We start from the raw sequence: 21,859 nt of genomic DNA, 5'->3' as shown, positions 1-21,859 counted from the left end.
AGTTGGCAAGTGAATCCGCTGCTAAGCCCGGTGGCCCACCCGGCGGAGATACCCCCAAGGGGGTGCGGCATTGTGTCTCAAGCCAGTGAAAAAGAAGCGGCATACAATTCCGGCTAATTCACGAAACACCTGATCCGAACGCTCCAAGGACCCGCCACACCATGATGAGAAAAACCCACCTGGCTCGCTGTATCAGCCTTGTGATGGCCGGCTATGCTGTCGCACCTCTTGCCCATGCCCAGTCTGAAACCACTGCCCCGATCTTGATCCGGGTGACCGAAGGTCAGTCGGCCGAAGCCGCCCGGCTGTCTGCCGCGGCCATTCAGACCGAACCGGTGCAGCGACTGTCCTCGGATGCCGGGGTTTCGCTGTCGCGCATGGGTGGCCGTGGTCTGGACCCGGTGATCCGTGGCCAGAATGAAGAGCGGGTGGAGGTTCTCCTTGATGGCATGCGGGTGGAAGGTGCCTGCCCGAGCCGGATGGATCCGCCCACCAGCCGCTTGAGCACAGCGCTGGCGCCGGTGCTGGAAGTGCGCACCAGCAACCGCACCCTGCGCTGGGGCCCGATTGCCGGCGGCCAGGTGGTCGCCACCACCGCCGCCCCGGAATTTGCGGATGACAACCGCACAACCGGCCACCTGACCGTCGGCGGTGCCGACAATGGCGAAGGCAAGCTGGTGAATGGCAGCGTGGCGGTCGGTGACAAGGAAACGTTTATCCGCCTCGCTGGCGGCTACGACGAAGCCGACGACTATGAAGACGGCGACGGTAACGAAGTCCGTAGCGCCTACAAAAACTCTGAAGGCCGGGTGGATGCTGCCTGGACCGCTGATAATGGCTTCTACATCAAGGGCCTGGTCAGCCGCCAGGAAGAGCGGGATGTAAAGTTTCCCGGCCGGGGTATGGATGCACCGAAAACGGATACCGACCTGTACCGGCTGGAGCTGGGAGCGCCGGTCGCCAGCGGCGGCTGGAACCTGATGGCCTGGCAGGCAGATGTGGATCACGTGATGGATAATTTCAGCCTGCGTGAGCCGCCGGTAAATATGGGTATGCCCATGAAAATGCAGACCAACTCGGAAACCCGTACCCGGGGCGCCCGACTGGTGCTGGATCAGACCATCAACTACACCAAAGATATTGCCTTTGGTGTGGATGTGGAAAGCAATGAGTGGGACGCCACCATGTACAACGGCATGAATCTCGACCACGAGGCCTCTTTGATGTGGCCGGGCGTTGAGCGAGACCGGGTAGGTGTGTTTGTGGAAGCCTTCCACCAGATCCGCGCCAACGCCCGCCTCGGTGCCGGCATCCGTTATGACCGTGTGGAAATGGATGCCACCCGTGCCGATCAGACGTTTACTCCGATGGCCGGCGGTATGATGACGTTCTCCCCTTCCGGGCTTTACGCCTCGGCCTATGGTGCAAGCGATACCGAAGCCAACGATGACAACGTAAGCGGTTTCCTGACCGGAGAATGGCGTGTTTCTCCGGTCCAGGCCCTTGAGGTTACGGCCAGCCACAGCGTGCGCTCCCCCAGCGTGAATGAGCGCTATGTTGCTCGAAAGACCATGAAAGGCAGTTGGATCGGGAATCCGGATCTGGATACCGAAAAACACCACAAGCTGGAAGTCAGCCTGCCCGGCAACCAGGGAGAGTGGAGCTGGCGCCCGGCTGTCTGGGTGGACCAGGTGGATGACTATGTTTACCGCTTTGACATCCGCAATCCCAATAACACGACGGATACCCGCTACGAAAATATCAGCGCCCGCCTCCTCGGCGTAGAGGGCATGCTGGGATGGACCAACGGTACCTGGAGCAGCACCAGCAAGCTGGCCTCGGTGCGCGGGGAAAACCGCGATGCCGATAAGGCGCTGCCGCGGATTCCGCCCATCCAGTTTATCCAGACGCTGGGCTGGCACTACCAGGGACACACCCTGGAAGCCGAATGGCAACTGGCCCGTCGCCAGGATCGGGTAGACCTGGAATCCGGACTGGACCCCAGTACTTCACCTGGATACGGCGTATTCAACCTGTCCGGCACCCATCCGCTCATGGCCAATCTGAGCCTGACCTGGGCAGTGGATAACCTGTTCGACAATACCTGGGCGAACCATGTCAGCAAGGACAACCTGGCCGACAGCGGGGTGTTCCGGGTCAATGAGCCGGGGCGCACCTTGCGCGCAGCGCTTACGGCCCGGTGGTAAAACGATTATGGCGGTTGCCCGCTTCTCATAGCCGGCGGGCGACATTGATGCCCCGGGTGGTGCTAACGCTCCACTCGGGGCTTTTTTATGGCCGATCAAGAATTGCGCTACCTCAACTTCGGGCCCCATTTCATGAACTATGCTGTAGCCATGCAGATTTGTACGAGTGGCTCATAACCGCCGGGAAACTCCAAGCCTGTTGGGATCCCCGAAAAGGACTTGTCTGCACCATGCGATTACGGAAAGGAGACGCATCGTGACCGAAGACGAACAGTTGCCAGAAAATCCTGAAACCGACCTCGCTTCCCGCTTCCCCACCGCTTATACAATCCTTTTCGGCCTGATTATTCTGGTGGCCGCGCTGACCTGGATCATTCCTGCGGGGCAGTACGAGCGAGCCATGAATGAAGAGGTTGGGCGGGAAGTGGCGGTGCCCGGCACCTATCAGATTGTTGACCCGAACCCTCAGGGCTTCGTTGATGTAATGCTGGCCCCCACTGGCGGTTTTTATGACCCGGACAGCTATGCTGCCAATGCCATTGACGTCGCTCTGTTTGTGTTATTTCTGGGGGGCTTTCTCGGTGTGATGAACGCCACGGGCGCGATAGACACTGGTATTCGAAGTGCGATGCGGCATCTGAAAGGTCACGAGATCTGGATGATACCAATATTAATGGTGCTCTTCGCGATCGGTGGCACGACCTACGGAATGGCCGAGGAAACCCTGGCCTTTTACGCCATTCTGATTCCCGTGATACTTGCGGCCGGGTACGACGCCGTAACGGGGGTTGCCATTATCCTTATCGGCGCCGGTATTGGCGTTCTGGGTTCCACGATTAACCCGTTTGCCACCGTGATTGCAGCCAATGCTGCCGGTATCCCTTTCACAGATGGAATCGTATTGCGGTTTATTCTGTTGATTGGCGGTCTGGTGATCTGTATCGGCTACGTGATGCGGTATGCTCGCCGGGTAAAAGCCGATCCGTCGAGATCCGTGGTTGCCAGGCAGTGGCCAGCGCACAAGAAGCTGTTCCTGGAGGATCACGAGCAAGAGATTCACAGCGCCAAGCTGACTACCACTCAAATTATTGCCCTGATTATATTTGCCCTGACCTTTGCCGTGATGATCTGGGGTGTGTCATCCCAGGGATGGTGGATGGCCCGGATGGGCTCTTTGTTCTTTGGTGCGGCCATCGTCATCGGCATTGTTGCGCGGCTGGGCGAGAAGAAACTTACTGGCAGCTTCGTTGATGGTGCGCGGGATCTGCTTGGGGTTGCCCTGGTGGTTGGGCTCGCCAGGGGCATTGTTGTGATCATGGAGCAGGGCATGATTGCCGATACCATCCTTCACAGCGCCGAAACCTCGCTGGGAGGTTTGCCCGAGCTGGCCTTTATCAACCTGATGTTCTGGATCGAAGTTGGCATGAGTTTCTTCGTACCATCTTCTTCCGGTCTCGCCGTTCTCTCCATGCCGATCCTCGCCCCGCTGGCGGATTTTGCCAGCGTCGGACGAGACCTCGTCGTGACGGCTTACCAGTCTGCCAATGGCCTCGTAAATCTGATCAACCCCACCTTTGCGGTTGTCGTCGGCGGGCTTGCCATCGGGCGGGTGTCCTACGATCGTTGGCTCGCCTTCATCTGGCCCTTGCTGCTTATCCTGACCGTGTTCATCACGATAGTCATAAGCCTCGGCGCTATGCTGTGAACACTCGACAAAAGGAGCTTTGTCATGTCTGAACACACTCTTGGAGTGCACTCTGAGACCGGAACCCTGCGCCAGGTCATCGTTTGTCGGCCTGGGTTGGCGCACCGTCGCCTGACGCCCTCCAATTGCGATGCGCTGTTGTTCGATGATGTCTTCTGGGTCAAGCAGGCCCAGAAAGACCATGACGTGTTTTCAGGCCTCATGCGTGCCCGGGGCGTTGAGGTGCTGGACGTCAACGAGTTGCTGGCGGAGACGCTGGATATCGCGAAGGCTCGCAAATGGATACTGGATCATCGCATTACCTGGAACGAAATCGGTGTCGGGATGGTCTCGGATCTACGTGCCTGGATGGACGAACTGCCGGGGACCAGGCTGGCAGAGTTTCTTATTGGAGGCCTTGAAGTAGCCGATCTGCCTTTTGATCCGGTTGGCCTGTTTGGCAACCATCTCGGTCATTACGGCTTCGTGTTGCCGCCACTGCCAAACTTCCTGTTCACCCGCGATAACAGCGCCTGGATCTATGGTGGCGTCACCCTGAACCCCATGTACTGGCCGGCGCGGAAGCCAGAAACCCTGCTTATGGCGGGTATCTACAAATTCCATCCCAAATTTGCCGGCAAGGTTAATGTGCACTGGGGCGATCCTCTCAAAGACCACGGTCTTGCCTCCCTGGAGGGTGGGGATGTCATGCCGGTGGGTAATGGTGCCGTGTTGGTGGGTATGGGGGAGCGCTCGTCCCCTCAGGCTATTGGTCAGTTGGCCAGGTCGCTTTTTGAAAGTGGCACAGCCGAGCGCGTCGTTGCCTGCCAGATACCCAAGTCCCGATCAGCGATGCATCTGGATACCGTCTTTACCTTCTGTGGCGGCAATGTGGTCACGACGTTCAAGGAAGTGGCCGATGAAATGGTCTGCTATGACCTGCGCCCCGGAGAGGGCAAAAAGCATCTCGCATTTCGTCAGGACCCGCGTCCGTTGTTCGAAGTAGTAGCCGACGTACTGGGTTATAAGCAACTGGAGATCGTTCCCACCGGCGGTTATGACCCGGCGGAGCGAGAGCGTGAGCAGTGGAACGACGGCAATAACGTCCTGGCGTTAAGCCCAGGGGTCGTCGTTGGCTATGATCGCAATGACGATACCAACGCTGCTCTGGAAGCTGCAGGCATCGAAGTGTTGGCAATACCGGGAGCGGAACTTGGGCGTGGCCGGGGCGGCGGTCGCTGCATGAGTTGTCCAACCATTCGGGATGCTGTCTGACAGTAAAGGAGAGGCTCAATGGCTTTCAATCTCAAGAACCGGCATTTTCTGACACTGCGGGATTTTAGCCCCAGGGAAATCGCCTTTTTGCTGAAGCTGTCGGCGGATCTCAAGACCGCCAAGTATGCTGGCACTGAAGTGCCCAAACTCGACGGCAAGGACATCGCGCTGATCTTCGAGAAAAACTCCACTCGAACCCGGGTCGGGTTTGAAGTGGCCGCCTTCGACCAGGGGGCGCGGGTTACCTACCTGGGGCCGACCGGAACCCACATCGGGCACAAGGAATCGGTGAAGGATACGGCGCGGGTGCTTGGCAGGGTCTACGACGCCATCGAGTACCGGGGGTTCGGACAATCCGTTGTCGAAGAGCTGGCGCAGTACGCCGGCGTGCCGGTCTACAACGGGCTCACCAATGAATTTCACCCCACCCAGATACTGGCGGATTTCCTGACCATGCAGGAGCATGTGGAAAAGCCGTTGCGGGATGTGGCCTACGTGTTCATTGGCGATGCCGCCAACAACATGGGCGACAGCCTGCTGATTGGTGGCGCCAAGATGGGTATGGACGTGCGCTTGTGCGCACCGAAGGCCTGCTGGCCCAATCAGGCCGTGCAGGAGGAAGCGCGAGCGCTGGCGGCTGAAACCGGAGCACGCATCACCATTACCGAAGATATCGACGCCGCGGTTGCCGGAGTCGATTTCGTGTATACCGATGTCTGGGTCTCGATGGGCGAGCCAAAGGAAAAATGGGCCGAACGGATCAAACTGCTGATGCCTTACCAGGTGAATGCGGCCCTGATGGCCAAAACCGGCAATCCGCGGGCGCGTTTCATGCACTGTCTGCCGGCTTTTCACAACACCGAAACTGTGGTGGGCAAGGAGATTCAGGAGACCTATGGCATAGACGCCATGGAGGTGACTGAAGAGGTGTTCGAAAGCCCCGCTTCGATTGTTTTCGATCAGGCCGAGAACCGCATGCACACCATCAAGGCCGTCCTCGTGGCGACCCTGGGAGGCTGACATGCTGGTTGTGGCAGCGTTGGGGGGGAATGCCCTCTTGAAGCGCGGGGAGCCGCTGACTGCAGAGGTTCAGCGAAAGAATGTGCAAGCGGCGGCGGTTTCGCTAGCAGCTATTGTCCGTGCCGGTCACGATCTGGTTGTCACCCATGGCAACGGTCCGCAGGTCGGGTTGCTGGCCTTGCAGGGCGCCGCTTACAAACCGGATGAGGCCTACCCGCTGGATGTCCTGGGTGCGGAAACCGAGGGCATGATCGGCTATATGATCGAGCAGGAACTGGAAAACGCCCTCGGACACGACCGACCGGTCGCGACTTTGCTGACTCAGGTGGTGGTGGATCCCAAGGACCCTGCTTTCGAAAAACCGACCAAATTCGTGGGACCGGTCTATGACCGCGAGGAGGCTGAGCGCCGGGCAGAGGGTGCGGGCTGGAGTATTGCGCCGGACGGTGACAAGTGGCGCCGTGTGGTGGCGTCGCCGAAACCTCTGGAAATACCGGACATGCGCGTGCTGAAACTGTTGCTCGATCAGGGTGTGGTCGTAGTGTGTGCCGGTGGTGGTGGAATACCGGTGCTGCGTCGGGAGGATGGCAGCATGGTCGGCATAGAGGCGGTCATCGACAAGGATGCCGCCAGTGCCTTGCTGGCCGGGCAATTGGGGGCGGACGCCCTGCTCTTGCTGACCGATGTGGATGCTGTCTACAGGGACTTCGGCACTGAGCAGTCGACACCACTTTCCGAACTGATCGTGGGCGAGGCGCGGGCGCTGGACATGCCTGCCGGATCCATGGGCCCGAAACTGCAGGCCGCCTGCGATTTTGCCGAGGCTGGCGGAATCAGCGGCATTGGACGGCTGCAGGACGCCTTGGCCATTCTGGAAGGATCGGCGGGCACTCGAGTGTCGGCCGGGTAGACCCGCTCTCGTGTTTTCCGGCTGCGAATTTTGATAATCTACGGTTATTAGGTAATAACCAAAACGATTTCCCGGAGGGCTTCATGGGGCGAATGGCTGCTGCAGGATTGATGATCACTCTGGGCTTGCTGGCCCCAACGGCGGAGGCACAGCAGGCGTCGCCTGCCCAGCCGGTGACAACAGCGGTCACCGAGCGAGGCGAACTGCAAGAGACTGTGCACCTCGATGGCGTTATTGAGGCCGTACAGCAAAGTACTGTTTCCGCGCAGACCAGTGGCACCGTGCAGCGCCTGCCTTTCGACGTTGATGATTCCGTGGCTGCCGGAGACCTGATTGTCCAGCTAGAGGACAGCGAACAGCGGTCCCGTCTGCGCCAGGCCGAGGCCGGGCTTGAGGAGGCCGAGGCGGCATTGGCGGATGCGGGGCAGCGCTTTGAGCGTATTGAAGCGGTAAACGAGCGTGGCCTTGTGTCCAGGCAGGAATTCGACCAGGCCCGCAACAACCTTGCCGCTGCCAGGGCCCGGGTCGAACGCGCCCGGGCTTCGGTTTCCGAGGCCCAGGAGCAACTCTCCTATACCCGTGTGCTGGCACCCTACGGTGGCATTCTTACCGAACGGCATGTCGAAGTCGGAGAAGCGGTCAACCCCGGCCAGCCGCTGCTCAGCGGCTTGTCCCTGGAGCAGCTCCGGGTTGTGGTGGATCTTCCCCAGAAGTATGCCGAACTGGCCCGTATGGAGCGTCAGGCCCAGGTCACCCTGGCTGATGGCCGGGTGCTGGAAACCGGTGAGATGACCTTCTACCCCTATGCCGATCCGCAAACTCACACCTTCCGTCTGCGGATGCGACTGAGTGAGCCCAATGGCTCGCTGTTTCCCGGCATGCTGGTGAAGGTCAGTGTGCCGGTTGCCAGCCGTGAGACCCTGTGGGTTCCGTTCAGCAGCCTGATCCAGCGCAGCGAGCTCCGGGCGGTATTTGTGCTCGATGATCAGGATCAGCCCAGGCTGAGGCAGGTTCGCACCGGGGTGCGGGACAATGGCCGGCTGGAGGTTCTTGCGGGCCTGAGCGAGGGCGAGCGGGTAGTCACAAACCCGTCTGTGCTGGTGGGCAGCGAGCGCCTGAGTCCGCTTGAAAGAACGGGCGAGGAGTCGAACCCGTGAGCCGTGATTTGCCGCCTGTTGGCCCCTCCGGCGCCATTGCCCGAGTCTTCCAGGACAACCACCTGACACCGTTGCTGGCCATTCTGGCGATCATCCTCGGTGTCCTGTCGGTGATTGTCACACCAAAAGAAGAGGAACCCCAGATTGATGTCACCATGGCCGACATAATGGTGGCGCTGCCGGGAGCCAGTGCCCGCGAAGTGGAAAGTGTGATTGCCACGCCGGCCGAACAGGTGATGAGTGAGATCCAGGGCGTGGAACACGTCTATTCCGTATCTCGCCAGGGACAGGCGGTGATTACGGTGCAGTTCGAGGTGGGCATCCCGCGGCAGGAAGCCCTGGTCAGGCTCTACAATCAGGTGTATTCCAACCAGGACTGGTTGCCGCCCAACCTGGGCGCTGCCCAGCCGGTGGTCAAGCCCAAGGGTATTGATGATGTCCCGGTGATGACACTCACTCTCTACGATCCGGTCAACGGGCATACCGGGGAGGAACTGACTCGCCTGGCGCACATGCTGGAAGTCGCCCTGAAACGGGTACCCGGCACCCGGGATGTCTATACCACCGGCGGGATCCCGGATCGGGTCGATATCCGGTTCGATCCGGCGTTGCTGGCGGGGTTCAACCTCACCATCGATGACATCCGGAACGCCCTGATGGCGGCCAACACCAGCAGCCAGGAGGCACGGATTGCCCGGGACAACCTGTCGATACCGGTCCAGGCCGGAACGCTGCTGGAAACCGTGGAGGATGTCCGGCGCCTTGTTGTGGGCATGCACAATGGCTCCGCGGTGTACCTGGAGGACGTGGCGCAGGTCCGCCGGGGAGGCACCGTGGCGGACCAGAGTGTAATGACCGGATTCGGGCCGGCCCGGGAAGCCGGCGTGGCTGGCCAGCCCGGCGAGGTTTATCCGGCAGTTACCCTGGCCATCGCCAAGAAGCCGGGCGAGAACGCCATCAATATCACCACGGCCATTGAAGAGCGTCTGGACCAGCTGCGCAACCGGGCCCTGCCGGAATCGGTGGAAGTGCTGGTCACCCGGGACTATGGCGTAACCGCCTCCCAGAAAGCCCGCAAACTGATTACCGATCTGATCTCCGCCACTTTGTGCGTTGTGCTGCTGGTGCTGGCGGCCATGGGCTGGCGCCAGGCCCTGATTGTCGGCATCGCGGTTCTGATCACCCTGCTGCTGACCCTGGTGTTCTCCTGGGCCTGGGGATTTACCCTGAACCGGGTGTCCCTGTTCGCGCTGATATTCTCCATCGGCATCCTGGTGGACGACGGCATCGTCATCACCGAGAACATCAATCGCCGGATCCAGAACTCCCGTCGTGCGGTCAAGGACATCATCCCGGTGGCCGTGGATGAAGTGGGCACGCCTACCATCATGGCCAGTCTCACCATCATGGCGGCGCTGATTCCGATGGCGTTTGTCAGTGGCCTGATGGGCCCCTACATGAGCCCGATTCCGATCAATGCCTCCGCGGGTATGGTGCTGTCCCAGATTGTCGCCTTCGTGGTGGCCCCCTGGCTGGCCTTCAGGCTTCTTAAACACAAGAAGGGGGAGCAGGCTGCCGAAGCCGAGGAGGCGTCCAGCTCTGCGGATGGCGTCAGCCCGTTATCCCTGCGAATTTTCCGGACCGTGCTCGGGCCATTCCTGGGGGATCATCCCTGGCGGCGCCGTTTGCTGGCACTGGTGGTGGTGGGTCTTACCCTTGTAGCTTCGTCATTGCCGGTGTTCCAGGCGGTGATCCTGAAGATGCTGCCGTTCGACAACAAGTCGGAACTTCAGGTTGTGGTCGACATGCCCGAGCGCACGCCAATGGAACAGACCCAGCGGGTGTTGCTGGATATGGGCGGCTACCTGGAAACGGTGGACGAAGTGGCCAACTGGCAAACCTACGCCGGCACCGCCTCACCCATCAATTTCAATGGCCTGGTGCGGCAGTATTACCTGCGTGGCGATCCCTACCACGGGGATATACAGATCAATCTCATGGATGAAGAGAGTCGGGACCGGTCGTCCCATACGATTGCACAATCCCTCCGGGACCCACTGACCGAAATCGGTGACCGGTACGGAGCCAGTGTGAAGATTGTCGAAGTGCCGCCCGGGCCGCCGGTACTCTCACCCGTGGTGGCCGAGATTTATGCGGTGGATGAAACCCGCCGGGCAGAGCTGGCCCGACAAGTGGCCGAAGGCATGACCAGCGTCGATGGCCTGGTGGATATCGATACCACGCTGGAGGCACCCACGCGGCAGTGGGAAGTGGTGGTGGACAGGGATCGAGCGGCACGACTTGGCGTCTCCCAGGCCCAGGTTGTCGGAGCCCTGCAGACGGCCCTGGGTGGAACCAGTGTCAGTTTCCTGCACGATGATCACGCCAAGTATCCGGTTCCAATCCGGGTGATTCTCGACGAGGGCGACAAGGCCCAGCCGTCGGTGCTGTTGTCGCTGAAGGTGCGCAGCCGCGATGGCACGCTGGTCCCCCTGGCAAGCATTGCCGACGTTCGCGAAGCCGACTGGATGGGCGCGATCTACCACAAGGATCTGCTGCCGGTGACCTATGTGACGGCGGATATGGCGGGCGAAGTCGATTCACCGCTGTACGGCATGTTTGCCATGGTCGAGCGCCTGAACCAGCAAGCGGGGGCCCCGGAGCAGTATTTCATCGACCAGCCCCCATTGCCGGAAAAGGGCACGCTTAAATGGGACGGCGAATGGCAGATCACCTACGAAACCTTCCGGGACATGGGCGCGGCTTACAGCGTGGGTGTGTTCATGATCTTCGTTCTGCTGGTGGCGCAGTTCCGTTCCTATATTCTGCCGCTGGTGATCATGGCGCCCATCCCGCTGACCCTGATCGGCATCATGCCCGGCCATGCGCTGCTGGGGCGCGAGTTCACGGCCACCAGCATGATTGGCATGATTGCTCTGGCCGGGATCATCGTGCGCAACTCGATCCTGCTAGTGGTGTTTATCCGGCAGCTGATCGACGAAGGCGTAGAGCTGGACGAAGCGGTGGTACTGGCAGGTGCAGTCCGCATCAAACCGATTGCCCTGACGGCCATTTCGGCGATGGTGGGTGCTTACTTTATTCTGAACGATCCTATTTTTAACGGCCTGGCGATATCGTTGGTCTTTGGCCTGGCCATGTCCACTTTGCTGACGGTTCTGGTGGTTCCGCTTCTGTACTACACACTTGCGCGTTGCCGGTGGATTTGACGCCAGGTCATTTGCTATCGGGTTGGCCAGTAGCGCTGCATTTCCAGGAACAGGAAGGACGCGCTCCAGGTAATCAACAGAAAACCAGTAAGCGCTTCAATGCCAGTAAGGTACCGGAGTTGGCCAATCGCCTCGATATCGCCATAGCCCAGGGTGGTGAAGGTGGTGAAAGAAAAATAGGCACAGTCCAGCATGGTGCCGCTGAAGTTGCCTGTTAGCTGGCCCCAGCCCTCGGCATGGTGCATGAAATAAAAGGCCGTGGCGAAGATCCAGACTTGCAGGGCATGGGCGGTCAGGCAGCCGAGCACCGCCACAATCAAACGGAAATGGTGGCTTTGACGCATGCGTGCGAGAAGGCCGCTCAAACGGATCAGGACTTCGTTATGTATCACTACAACGGCACACACCAGAAGGATGTTCAGCAGGGTGACGTTGATCAGAGTATCGTGAGTGGCGTCCAACGGAGTCGGTCCTGAAGCCGGGAAACCTGCCGGAGTAATCCGGAACCTGTTGAAAATTGTATAGTAAATTCGTTGCTTTCGCGCACTTTCATTTAATCAGAGTATTGACTGTCCATGTCCAGAAAACTGCTTCCCCTGTTGATGATCGCCCTGGGTATTGCCGGCTTCCTGCTTTTGAAGGCAACCCGGCCGGAACCGGCGGAAGTATCCGCCACTGAGCGCAGCTGGCTGGTGCAGGTGCAGGAGATCAATCCCACTCAAGCGACCCCGGTGTTGCCTCTGTATGGTGAGGTAGTAGCGCCGGATCTGCAGACCATCACCGCGACTCTGGCCGGGCGTATTGACCGGTTACCGGTACGGGAAGGGAAGCAGGTGAGCGAAGGTGACTTGCTGATCGCGCTGGATTCCGCCGATATCGAGCCGGTACTTGCCCAGGCCCGGGCCCAGGTCGCCGACCTGGAGGCGCAGGTGCGGTCCGAACAGGTGCGATACCGCAACGATCAGCGATCCCTGGAAAGTGAAAAGGCCATTCTGGACAACGCCCGTCGCCAGTTTGAGCGTATTCAGTCGCTGGTTGAGCGTAACCTGGCCTCCCGCGAAAGCCTTGAGGCTGCCACCGATGCGCTGGCGAGGGCGGAGTTGACCCTTCGTATCCGGGAGCGGGCCATAGCCGAGCATCCGGCCCGGCTGCAAAGCCTGGAAGCCCGGTTGTCGCAGGCCCGGGCCAGTCTGAGTTCGGCAGAACTTGACGGTGAGCGGGCGGTATCAACAGCGCCTTTTGACGGTATGGTCACCAACCTGCAAGTGGCGGCTGGCGATCAGGTATCCCGCAATCAGGCGTTGTTGAGCATCTATCCGATACAGGGGCTGGAAGTCCGGGCGCGGGTGCCGCAGATGTATCTCGGCGAGTTGGTGGATGCCCTGGCCAAGGGGGCAACACTAACGGCTACCACCGAGGATTCCGGCCAGCGCTTTGAGCTGGTCCGGTTTGCTGGCCTGTCTGATCCGGCCGGTACCGAGGCGGTGCTGGAGCTGAACGGGGAATCGGGAGCCTTGCGGCCCGGGGCCTTGCAGCCACTGCTGCTGCAGCGGCCAGCAAGGGACAACCTGATTACCATACCCTTCAGTGCACTGTACGGGGCCGACAGTGTTTACATCATGACTGATGAGAACAGGATGCAGCGGGTGACGGTGCAACGGGTTGGCGAGGCACTCAGCGAGAATGGCGAGCGCCGGTTGTTGATCGCCAGTGAACACCTGAAACCGGGCATGCGCCTGATCACCACCCACCTGCCCAATGCGATCACCGGCCTGAAAGTAAAGCTGGCGGATAGCAAGGGAGCACCGGCCTCATGAGTCGCAAAAAGGGTGTGATCGGCTTTTTTGTCCATCACCGGTTGGCCGGCAATCTGGTGATGCTGGTGATGTTGCTCGGTGGCGTAATGGCCCTGACTCGCATGAATATCCAGTTCTTCCCTACTTTCGCCCTGGATGTGGTCAGCGTGCGGGTGGTGTGGAGTGGTGCGTCGGCCGAGGATGTGGAGCGCGGTATTACCGATCCGCTGGAGCAGCGTCTGCGCAGCGTCGACGGCCTCAAGAAGATGACCTCCACGTCGGCGCAGGGGGTGTCGTCCATTACCCTGGAATTCCATGAAGGCACCGACCCGATACAGGCAGTGGATGACGTGCGCCAGCAGGTCGACGAGTTCAATAACTTGCCGGCGGATGCCGAAGAACCGCAGGTGGCCAGGGTTGAACGGTACGAACCGGTGGCCCGGCTGCTGGTTTACGGTGATGTCGACCGGGCCGAGTTGCGCCAGCTGGTGTACCGGTTTGAAGATGAATTGCTGGACCGGGGCATCGACCGGGTCACGCTCCGGGGCCTGCAGGAGCAGCAGATCAGTATTGATGTGCCGGTGGAGCGGCTGGAATCCCTGGGCCTGTCGCTGGAACAGATTGCCGATCGGGTGGCGTCGCTGTCCCGTGACCTGCCGGCGGGGATGATGGCTCAGCAGGATGCCACCCGAGAGCTGCGGGCGGTGGAACAGCGACGCAGCCCCCAGGCCTTCGAGACCATTCCGGTACTCAGCGGTGATCGCATCCGCATGCAACTGGGTGACATAGCCATCATCCGCCAGGAAGCCCGGGACAACCAGACGGTCATGGAAAACAACGGCATGCCCGCCGTAGAGCTGCAGCTTCAGCGGGCGGAAAACGGCAACTCCCTGACCGCCGCGCGGGTGTTTGAGTCCTGGCTGACGGATACCCGCCCGACCTTGCCGGCCACCGTAAATATCAAGGTGTACGACGAAACCTGGCAGCTGATTGAAGACCGGATTTCCCTGCTGGTGAATAACGGCCTGGGTGGTCTGGTGCTGGTGGTGGGGCTGCTCTACCTGTTTCTTCCCGGGCGGGTCGCCGCCTGGGTGGCGGTGGGTATTCCCACCGCCTTTCTCGCCGCCCTGGGGGTGCTATGGCTGATCGGCGGCTCCATCAACATGATTTCCCTGTTTGCCCTGATCATGGCCCTGGGGGTGATCGTTGACGATGCCATCGTGGTGGGGGAGGACGCGGACGCCCATGCCCGTATGGGAGAGCAGTCCATCTATGCCGCCGAAGGCGCTGCCAAGCGTATGGTCTGGCCAGTACTGGCTTCGTCCCTGACCACGGTGGCGGCGTTCATGCCACTGCTGGTGGTGGGAGGTGTAATAGGCAATATCCTGGGCGATATTCCGGTGGTGATGATCTGCGTGTTGATTGCCTCTCTGCTGGAGTGTTTTGTGGTCTTGCCAGCCCATCTTCGCCATGCCTTTGTCCGCAAGGTTTCCGAGAATCAGCCAGAGCGACGCCCTCACGCCGTGGCCCGTTTGCGCCGGGGATTTGAGCAACGGTTCGATACCTTCCGCGACGGCCCTTTCCGCCGGTTCTCCCGCTACAGCCTGAAGCACCGGGGCATGACCGTAGCCTCGGCACTGGCGTTGGCCATTGTCACCGTCGGCCTGCTGGCCGGTGGACGGCTTGGGTTCAATTTCTTCCCGACGCCGGAACCATCGGTGTTCTACGCCAATGCCAGCTTTGTGGCGGGCACGGACAAGGACACGGTGGCGCGCTTCATGCGGGAAATGCAGCGCTCACTCACTGAAACGGAGGAGGCCCTGGGTGGCGATCTCGTACTCCATGCCGTGACCACCTACGGCGCTACTCAAGGGGCTGAGGGCAGTTCCCGGAACGATGACGAGCTTGGCTCCATGCTGGTGGAGCTGGTGCCTTCGGACAGCCGTTCTGTGCGCAATGCCGAGTTCATTCGGGAATGGCGCAGCCGTATGACGCTGCCGGCCGGACTCGATGCCCTGAACATCAATGAGCGCCAGGCCGGCCCGCCCGGGCGAGATGTCAATGTGCGACTGACCGGTGATGACGCAGAGGCCCTGAAGCGGGCAGCGGATGAAGTGGCCCAGGCTCTGGATACCCTCCCGGGCGTGCTGGATGTGGAAGACGATATGCCCTGGGGCCGGGAACAGTTGCTCTATCAGGTCAGCCCTTATGGTGAGGCCCTGGGGCTGACCACTGTGGATCTGGGCCGACAGTTGCGGGCGGCATTTGATGGCCGGATCGCCCAGATCTACCAGGATGGTCGCGATGAGGTGGAAGTCCGGGTGCAGTTGCCGAGGGCGCAACGGGAGCAATATTCCACCCTGGAGCGCATGACCATCCGCATCCCCGATGGCCGTTTTGTACCGCTGACCCAGGTGATGAACCTGGATCACCGCCAGGGATTCCAGGCCCTGCGCCATGCCGATGGCAAGCTTGCGGTGGAGGTCACCTCGGCGCTGAATACCCGGGTTGCCACCACCGACCAGATTCTTGAAAGCCTGCAGTCCGGGCCTTTGCCGGAGATCGCCAGTCGCCACGGTGTGCGCTACAGCTTTGAGGGCCGCTCGGCCGATCAACGCGAAACCATGGCGGACATGCAAACGGGGCTGCTTATCGGCCTGGCCCTGATGTATGTGGTGCTGGCCTGGGTGTTTGCATCCTGGAGTCTGCCCCTGATCGTCATGGCGATTATTCCCTTTGCCCTGGTCGGTGCCCTGCTGGGCCACTGGATCATGGGGCTGCAGCTCACCATACTGTCGCTGTTTGGGTTGTTCGGCCTGTCCGGTATCGTGGTGAATAACGCCATTATTCTGGTGGCTTTCTACAATCAGCAACGGCAGAAGGGGCTGGACATCACGGATGCCCTGAATGAGGCCGCCGTGCAGCGGGTTCGCGCGGTTCTGCTGACGTCCTTGACGACCATCGGGGGGCTGACACCGCTGCTGTTCGAAACGTCGTTGCAGGCCCAGTTCCTGATTCCCATGGCAACGTCGATTGCCTTTGGCTTGGGACTGTCCACCTTCCTGGTGCTGCTGGTGATTCCAGCGCTGTTGTCCTGGGTCGAGCAATTCCGGGAATGGCGTGCCCAACGCAGGAACGGTGCGGCAGAACCTCTGGGGGCTGCCGACTGAATACCGGGAGAAAACATGGCCGATAACCTGATCAGTGTCGCCGGTCTGAGTAAACAGTTCGAGAGCGGCGACCAGCATGTGACCGTGTTGCGGGAACTGAGTGTGCATCTGGGGCGAGGCGAGTCGCTGGCGCTCACCGGCCCGTCCGGTTCCGGGAAAAGCACGCTGCTGAATGTTCTTTGTGGTCTGGAGTCTCCCGGTTCCGGTCGGCTGGCGATGTTGGGACAGCCTTTGGCCGGGGATGGCGCGCCAACGGGCAAGGCCCTGGAGCGGGCCTGGTGCGAATTGAGGCAGAGCCGACTCGGCGTGGTCTTTCAGGATGCCAACCTGATGCCGACCCTGTCCCTGCTGGATAATATCCGGTTGCGAGCGCGCCTGGCTGGCCGGGACGACACCAGCGCTGGCAACTGGCTCCAGAGGTTGGGCATTGGTGAGCTGGGCCAGCGTTATCCGGATCAGGTTTCCGGTGGCCAACGCCAGCGGGCTGCGCTGGCCATGGTATTTGTTACCCGGCCGGCACTGATTCTGGCGGATGAGCCGACCGGTAGCCTGGACCGGAGGACGGCTGAGACTGTCGCCGATGAGTTGTTCGAACTCCAGGCCCGCCATGGCTGTGGGCTGGTGCTGGCGACCCACGATGCGGACCTGGCAGCCCGTTGCCTGCATCAACTGGACCTCGGGCACCAGGGCGGGCCCTGAAGACCTATGTCTCCCCGCATCGCATTGTTCAGTCATTATCGTCGTCACCCCCTGCAGCTGGCCGCGCTGGCTGCCATGATCCTGCTTGCCAGCGCGCTCTGGACCGGGATACATCACCTCACCAGCCAGGCCAGGACCAGCCTTGAACAGAGCGAGCGTGCTGTCGCCGAGCGACAGCAATTGGTGCGAGAGGACGGTAATCCGGTTTCGGTACAGGACTTTGTTAACCTTCGGCGCCAGGGCCTGTGCGTGATGCCTTGGCTGGAAGTGCCGGTACCGGGGCGCGGTCGGCTGGTGGGCATTGATCCGCTGGCGGCCCATTGCTTTGCCGAGCCGGGACACACGCCAGCACCCTGGCAGGGCGAACTCGATGGCAAGCCCTTCGTCGATATCAGCGAAGCCGCCGCCCAGGCCTCAGCCGAAGCATCGGCCCTGGTTCTGCTGGTGTCGCAAGCCGACGGTCAGTCGCCACCACCGGCGGGCTACCGCTATCAGGCATTCGCCGTTGCGCCTGACACGGCAGAGCTGGGTGACAGTTTTCTGCTCAACCTGGATGCGCTCGGAGTGCTGGTCCTGCTGATTACCTCGTTGTTGTTGCGCAGTGTGTTCCTTCTGGGTCTGGCTCAACGCCGGGAAAGCCTGGCTTTGCTGTATCGCTATGGCGTGAACAGGAGCCAGCTCAGCCGACTGTTGCTGGTGGAAAACCTGCTGCTGGCGTTGGTGTGCATACTGCCCGGGGTTTGGTTGGGGCGGGCGCTGTCACTGGTTTTGGCAGATGGCTTTGGGCAGGCCCTGGAAGGCCTGTTCGACCGTCCGCTCTATGCCGGTGGAGGGGAGGACTGGTGGCTGCCAACCCTGACCATGGTGGCGGTGATCGTGGCCGCTTGCCTGGCGGGCGTTCGGGACTCGTCGGGGCCGCTCCTGACTCGGGTGCAACCGGCATTTTTTGCGGTGCTACTGGCCCTGGGGCTGGCAGTATCTCTGTGGGCACCAACTCTGATCTGGCTGTTCCTGGCGGTGGCACTGGTTTTTCTCGCTGCCGGTTGGCTGGCCCCGCTGGCGATTGCCGGGGTTGTCCGCTGGCTGGCCCGTAACACCGGGGATCCGCTGATTCGCTGGCGTCTACAGGAAGTCGCAGTCCTGGTGCGTCGGCTGGCGTTACCGCTGGTGGCCCTGCAGTTTGCCTTGGCACTGGTGCTGGCGGTTCATGCCCTGGTAACCACGTTCGAGGACACCTTTGATCAGTGGCTGGGGCAACGGCTGGAAGCGGATTACTACATTGAAGTACCGCAAGGGGCGGATATCACCGCTGCCGTAAGCTGGCTGGCGGCAAAGCCGGAGCTGGTGAGCCCGGAATTGTGGCATCAGGTGATTCGTGGGCGGGCCAACGTGCAGGCAGCATCAGGCAGGGAGCCGGTGCCTGTCGATGTGTTTGCGCTCGGGCCGGTCAGTCACCTGGTGCAAAACTGGCGCCTGCTGGCGCAAACAGAAACGCCCTGGCAGGCGTTGGCGCGGGGTGAGGGGCTAATGGTCAATGAGCAGTTGGCCAGAAGGCAACAGCTTGCAGTAGGCGACCGTCTCATTGTCAGGCTTGGCGCCCGTCGGTTACAGGCTCCGGTGCTGGCCGTTTATCCGGATTACGGGCGGCCCTCCGGTGAGGTGCTGGTGCCGGCGAGTCTCTTGCCCGAGGACTTTGAAGCCCGCTTTCGAAGCCTGTCGATAAGCGCGGGCATCGAAGAGATCAAAGTGGTTGAGGCGCAACTGGCCCGGCTTTGGCATACCCCTCAGCTGACGGTGAGGGATAACCAGGCCATCCGGACCCTGGCCACTGATGTTTTTGATCAGACCTTCTTGCTGACCCGGGCCATGACTACCCTCACGCTGATTCTGGCCGCCGCCGCGTTGTTGCTGATGGTGTGGGTCTTTCTCTCTACCCGCGCCTGGTATTTTCGCCTGCTGATCGTCTGGGGTATGCCCCAACGCCAGGCCGCGACTCAGCTCACCCGGGTCTCCCTGGCTCTGATTTTTGCGGTATTGGTTTGTGCACTGCCACTTGGCGTGTGGCTCACCTGGATTCTGGTCCAGCGCATCAATCCGCTGGCTTTTGGCTGGTCACTGCCGATGGCGGTGTACCCGGGGTTCTGGATCGAGCTGGCCGTGTTGGCTCTGATCATCGGCCTCAGCATTGCCTTGCTGATGCGCCTGCAGCTGCGTCGCCCGGCCTCGGCGCCGGAGTCCGCACACGGGCTGCAGGGAGGGGAACGATGAATCGTTTCGTTATCGTACTTCTGGCGCTGCTACTCACCGCCTGTGATCGAGCAGAAGAGCCGAGCGGATTCGCAGGCCTTGCCGGTGTGGCGGAATCTGAGCATGAGATTCAGTTCCTGCAGCCCGGGCCCGGAGACCGGCTGTCCTTCCCCGCCGATTTCGGCCCTCATCCCCAGCACCGCATTGAATGGTGGTATCTCACCGCGAATCTGGAAACCGAAAACGGCGGGCCGCTGGGTCTGCAATGGACGCAGTTCCGGCAGGCCTTGACCCCGAGGTCCGTTGAATCCGAACCGCCGAAGCCGGCACTTTGGCCTCTGGAGGCTGCCTGGATGGCTCACGCAGCGGTGAGCTACAGCGGTCAGCACCGCTTTGCCGAAAAGCTGGCCAGGGGTGACGTCGGGCATGCCGGGGCCACCGCCCAACCCTTTTCAGTCTGGCTGGATCACTGGCACCTGAGGCCAGCGAGCGGACACGTTGGCTGGCGGCTGTCGGTCGCTACAGAACACTGGTCCTACGATCTGTTGTTGCAGCCGCAAGGTGATCCTGTGGCTCATGGTGACGACGGTTTCAGCGCCAAATCCGCCAGTGGCGAAGGCTCCATGTACTTCAGCCTGGTAGATCTGAAAATTGAGGGAACGGTTACCCTTGAGGGTGACACGTTGAGGGTGGCGGGCACTGGGTGGTTCGACCGGGAGTGGAGCAGCCAGTTTCTCAAAGCCGGACAGCAGGGCTGGGACTGGTTTGCCCTGCATCTGGATTCGGGGGACAAGCTGATGCTGTTCCAGTTGCGGGAAACACAACAGGCATTCCGCTCGGGTACCTGGATTCCAGCCACGGGCGAGCCGGTGGCGCTGGGGCCGGAACAGATCGGGCTGACCTCTGTGGGCCAGCCAGCCGGTTATCCGCGCCGTTGGCAGATAACCCTTCCGGCTTTCGACGTGAACCTTGAGGTCTCCGCGCCGGCAGGGGATTACCGGAATTCCGGGCTCTATCCGTATTGGGAGAGCCCGGTTTCCGTCACCGGAAGCCATTCCGGCGTGGGTTACATGGAGCTTACCGGTTACCAGGCACAATAAGGCCCGGAAACTCACTCAACGGCATTGGCACCGATACGGTGAATGCTGAGGTCGGCACCGTTGAACTCTTCTTCCTCTGTCAGTCTCAGGCCGCTAATGGTTTTGATGGCACCGTAAACGATGAGCCCGCCGGCAAAGGCCACGATCACACCGGCCACCGAGCCAATAATCTGCGACATCAGGCTGACGCCACCCAGGCCCCCGAGCGCTTCCTGGCCGAAGATACCGCAGGCAATGGCGCCCCAGACACCGCATACGCCATGCAAGGGCCAGACACCCAGAACATCATCCAGCCGCTCGATTTTCGCCTGTGCCCACTCGAACAGGTAGACAAAGATGGCGCCGGCCACGCCCCCGGTAATCAGGGCGCCGACGGGGTGCATCAGGTCTGAGCCGGCGCACACCGCCACCAGTCCGGCCAGCGGACCGTTGTGAATGAAGCCAGGGTCTTTGCGGCCGAGCAGCATGGAAACCAGAATACCCCCCACCATGGCCATCAGGCTGTTGACCGCGACCAGGCCACTGATGCCGTCCAGAGTCTGGGCCGACATGACGTTAAAGCCGAACCAGCCCACGGTCAGAATCCAGGCGCCGAGGGCGAGAAACGGAATGTTGGAAGGGGCAAAGGCCACGACCCGACCGTTGCGATAGCGACCGGTGCGGGCGCCGAGCAGCAGCACCGCAGCGAGAGCAATCCAGCCACCGACAGCATGCACCACAACGGAGCCGGCGAAATCATGGAAGGACGCACCAAACTGGTTCTCCAGCCAGGCCTGGAAACCAAAGTTCCCGTTCCAGATCAGGCCCTCAAAGAAAGGATAGACCAAGGCCACGATCAGGCCCGAGGCAATCAGCATGGGGTAGAAGCGGGCACGCTCTGCGATACCGCCGGAAACGATCGCCGGAATGGCCGCGGCGAAGGTCATCAGGAAGAAAAATTTGACCAGTTCATAGCCGTTGGCGGAGGTGAGTTCGGCGGCGCCATTGAGAAAGTGCCCGCCATAGGCGATGTAGTAGCCGATGAAAAAATAGGCGACTGCGGATATGCCGAAGTCGGTCATGATTTTAACCAGGGCATTTACCTGATTTTTATGGCGAACAGTGCCCACTTCCAGGAACGCAAAGCCGGCGTGCATGGCCAGCACCATAATGGCGCCAATCAGAATGAAGAGCGTGTTGGCGCTCTCGGTCAGGGTGTGTACGGCACTCGTGATATCCACGGGTTTTTCTCCTGAGTGTTTTGATTACGCGGCTTCTGATGAGCCGTTGTGCATTGTTGGGGTGCGACTTAAGCAAGTGCTGTTCCAAAACAATGCATATCAAGTACTGCAGGGGGGTTGGAGAACCTGAGGGCGCCGAGGGAGGTA

General features: G+C 60.8%; 14 protein-coding genes. 12 read left to right on the top strand and 2 right to left on the bottom strand.

Annotated features, from left to right (window positions below; translation table 11 throughout):
• Positions 1-161: 161 nt before the first annotated feature.
• The 7 genes from ACAM27_RS01300 (at position 162) to ACAM27_RS01270 (ending at position 11,480) form a co-directional block, all read left to right on the top strand.
• Positions 162-2,207 carry a TonB-dependent receptor domain-containing protein gene (locus ACAM27_RS01300; RefSeq protein ID WP_023010691.1) on the top strand — a complete coding sequence of 682 codons (2,046 nt, stop codon included), beginning with the start codon at positions 162-164 and terminating at the stop codon, positions 2,205-2,207.
• Between the two features lie 256 nt (positions 2,208-2,463).
• A complete protein-coding gene (locus tag ACAM27_RS01295; protein ID WP_022993383.1) occupies positions 2,464-3,912 on the top strand; it encodes a YfcC family protein in 1,449 nt (482 codons plus the stop codon).
• Between the two features lie 24 nt (positions 3,913-3,936).
• A complete protein-coding gene (locus ACAM27_RS01290; protein ID WP_022993382.1) occupies positions 3,937-5,166 on the top strand; it encodes an arginine deiminase in 1,230 nt (409 codons plus the stop codon).
• 18 nt (positions 5,167-5,184) lie between these two features.
• Positions 5,185-6,186 (top strand): ornithine carbamoyltransferase, encoded by a 1,002-nt coding sequence (locus tag ACAM27_RS01285; RefSeq protein ID WP_183579940.1) that lies wholly within the window; start codon positions 5,185-5,187, stop codon positions 6,184-6,186.
• Between the two features lies 1 nt (position 6,187).
• Positions 6,188-7,096, top strand: a complete 909-nt coding sequence (arcC, locus tag ACAM27_RS01280) for a carbamate kinase (protein WP_222534232.1) — start codon at positions 6,188-6,190, stop codon at positions 7,094-7,096.
• Positions 7,097-7,179: 83 nt separating this feature from the next.
• Positions 7,180-8,253, top strand: coding sequence for an efflux RND transporter periplasmic adaptor subunit (locus tag ACAM27_RS01275; RefSeq protein ID WP_222534233.1), 1,074 nt, complete (start codon positions 7,180-7,182; stop codon positions 8,251-8,253).
• Entirely contained in the window at positions 8,250-11,480 is a 3,231-nt protein-coding gene (locus ACAM27_RS01270; protein ID WP_369612433.1) for an efflux RND transporter permease subunit, read from the top strand. The genes ACAM27_RS01275 and ACAM27_RS01270 overlap by 4 nt, the downstream gene beginning before the upstream one ends.
• Before the next feature lie 14 nt (positions 11,481-11,494).
• Here ACAM27_RS01270 and ACAM27_RS01265 read toward each other — a convergent pair whose 3' ends face one another.
• The gene (locus tag ACAM27_RS01265; protein WP_121208157.1) at positions 11,495-11,941 is read right to left on the bottom strand and encodes a potassium channel family protein; all 447 of its coding nucleotides are present in this window, start codon (positions 11,939-11,941) and stop codon (positions 11,495-11,497) included.
• Between the two features lie 114 nt (positions 11,942-12,055).
• Here ACAM27_RS01265 and ACAM27_RS01260 point away from each other — a divergent pair, with 114 nt between their 5' ends.
• From ACAM27_RS01260 to ACAM27_RS01240, 5 genes are read left to right on the top strand one after another with little or no spacing between them, the layout of a single operon-like run.
• Positions 12,056-13,297, top strand: a complete 1,242-nt coding sequence (locus tag ACAM27_RS01260) for an efflux RND transporter periplasmic adaptor subunit (protein ID WP_222534235.1) — start codon at positions 12,056-12,058, stop codon at positions 13,295-13,297.
• Complete coding sequence (locus ACAM27_RS01255) at positions 13,294-16,446, top strand: efflux RND transporter permease subunit (RefSeq protein WP_222534236.1); 3,153 nt, start codon at positions 13,294-13,296, stop codon at positions 16,444-16,446. The genes ACAM27_RS01260 and ACAM27_RS01255 overlap by 4 nt, the downstream gene beginning before the upstream one ends.
• A gap of 15 nt (positions 16,447-16,461) precedes the next feature.
• Positions 16,462-17,145 carry an ABC transporter ATP-binding protein gene (locus tag ACAM27_RS01250; RefSeq protein ID WP_222534237.1) on the top strand — a complete coding sequence of 228 codons (684 nt, stop codon included), beginning with the start codon at positions 16,462-16,464 and terminating at the stop codon, positions 17,143-17,145.
• 6 nt (positions 17,146-17,151) lie between these two features.
• On the top strand, positions 17,152-19,413 hold the full coding sequence (locus ACAM27_RS01245; protein ID WP_222534238.1) for an FtsX-like permease family protein: 2,262 nt from the start codon (positions 17,152-17,154) through the stop codon (positions 19,411-19,413).
• Positions 19,410-20,492, top strand: a complete 1,083-nt coding sequence (locus ACAM27_RS01240; RefSeq protein ID WP_222534239.1) for a lipocalin-like domain-containing protein — start codon at positions 19,410-19,412, stop codon at positions 20,490-20,492. The genes ACAM27_RS01245 and ACAM27_RS01240 overlap by 4 nt, the downstream gene beginning before the upstream one ends.
• Before the next feature lie 11 nt (positions 20,493-20,503).
• Here the strand turns inward: ACAM27_RS01240 and ACAM27_RS01235 are convergent, their stop codons facing one another.
• Positions 20,504-21,712 (bottom strand): ammonium transporter, encoded by a 1,209-nt coding sequence (locus tag ACAM27_RS01235; protein WP_222534240.1) that lies wholly within the window; start codon positions 21,710-21,712, stop codon positions 20,504-20,506.
• Between the last annotated feature and the right edge of the window lie 147 nt (positions 21,713-21,859).

The organism is Marinobacter sp. RI1 (assembly GCF_041155085.1).
GTDB classification, from domain to species: Bacteria; Pseudomonadota; Gammaproteobacteria; order Pseudomonadales; family Oleiphilaceae; genus Marinobacter; species Marinobacter nauticus.
Note: the sequence above shows the minus strand (reverse complement) of the source record. Positions and strands in the feature narration are given on the sequence as shown.

Bases quoted from the DNA above. Each gene is read 5' to 3' on its own strand.
- ACAM27_RS01300 (WP_023010691.1), top strand. From the start codon at position 162: ATGATGAGAAAAACCCACCTGGCTCGCTGTATCAGCCTTGTGATGGCC.
- ACAM27_RS01290 (WP_022993382.1), top strand. From the start codon at position 3,937: ATGTCTGAACACACTCTTGGAGTGCACTCTGAGACCGGAACCCTGCGC.
- ACAM27_RS01285 (WP_183579940.1), top strand. From the start codon at position 5,185: ATGGCTTTCAATCTCAAGAACCGGCATTTTCTGACACTGCGGGATTTT.
- arcC (WP_222534232.1), top strand. From the start codon at position 6,188: ATGCTGGTTGTGGCAGCGTTGGGGGGGAATGCCCTCTTGAAGCGCGGG.
- ACAM27_RS01275 (WP_222534233.1), top strand. From the start codon at position 7,180: ATGGGGCGAATGGCTGCTGCAGGATTGATGATCACTCTGGGCTTGCTG.
- ACAM27_RS01260 (WP_222534235.1), top strand. From the start codon at position 12,056: ATGTCCAGAAAACTGCTTCCCCTGTTGATGATCGCCCTGGGTATTGCC.
- ACAM27_RS01255 (WP_222534236.1), top strand. From the start codon at position 13,294: ATGAGTCGCAAAAAGGGTGTGATCGGCTTTTTTGTCCATCACCGGTTG.
- ACAM27_RS01250 (WP_222534237.1), top strand. From the start codon at position 16,462: ATGGCCGATAACCTGATCAGTGTCGCCGGTCTGAGTAAACAGTTCGAG.
- ACAM27_RS01245 (WP_222534238.1), top strand. From the start codon at position 17,152: ATGTCTCCCCGCATCGCATTGTTCAGTCATTATCGTCGTCACCCCCTG.
- ACAM27_RS01240 (WP_222534239.1), top strand. From the start codon at position 19,410: ATGAATCGTTTCGTTATCGTACTTCTGGCGCTGCTACTCACCGCCTGT.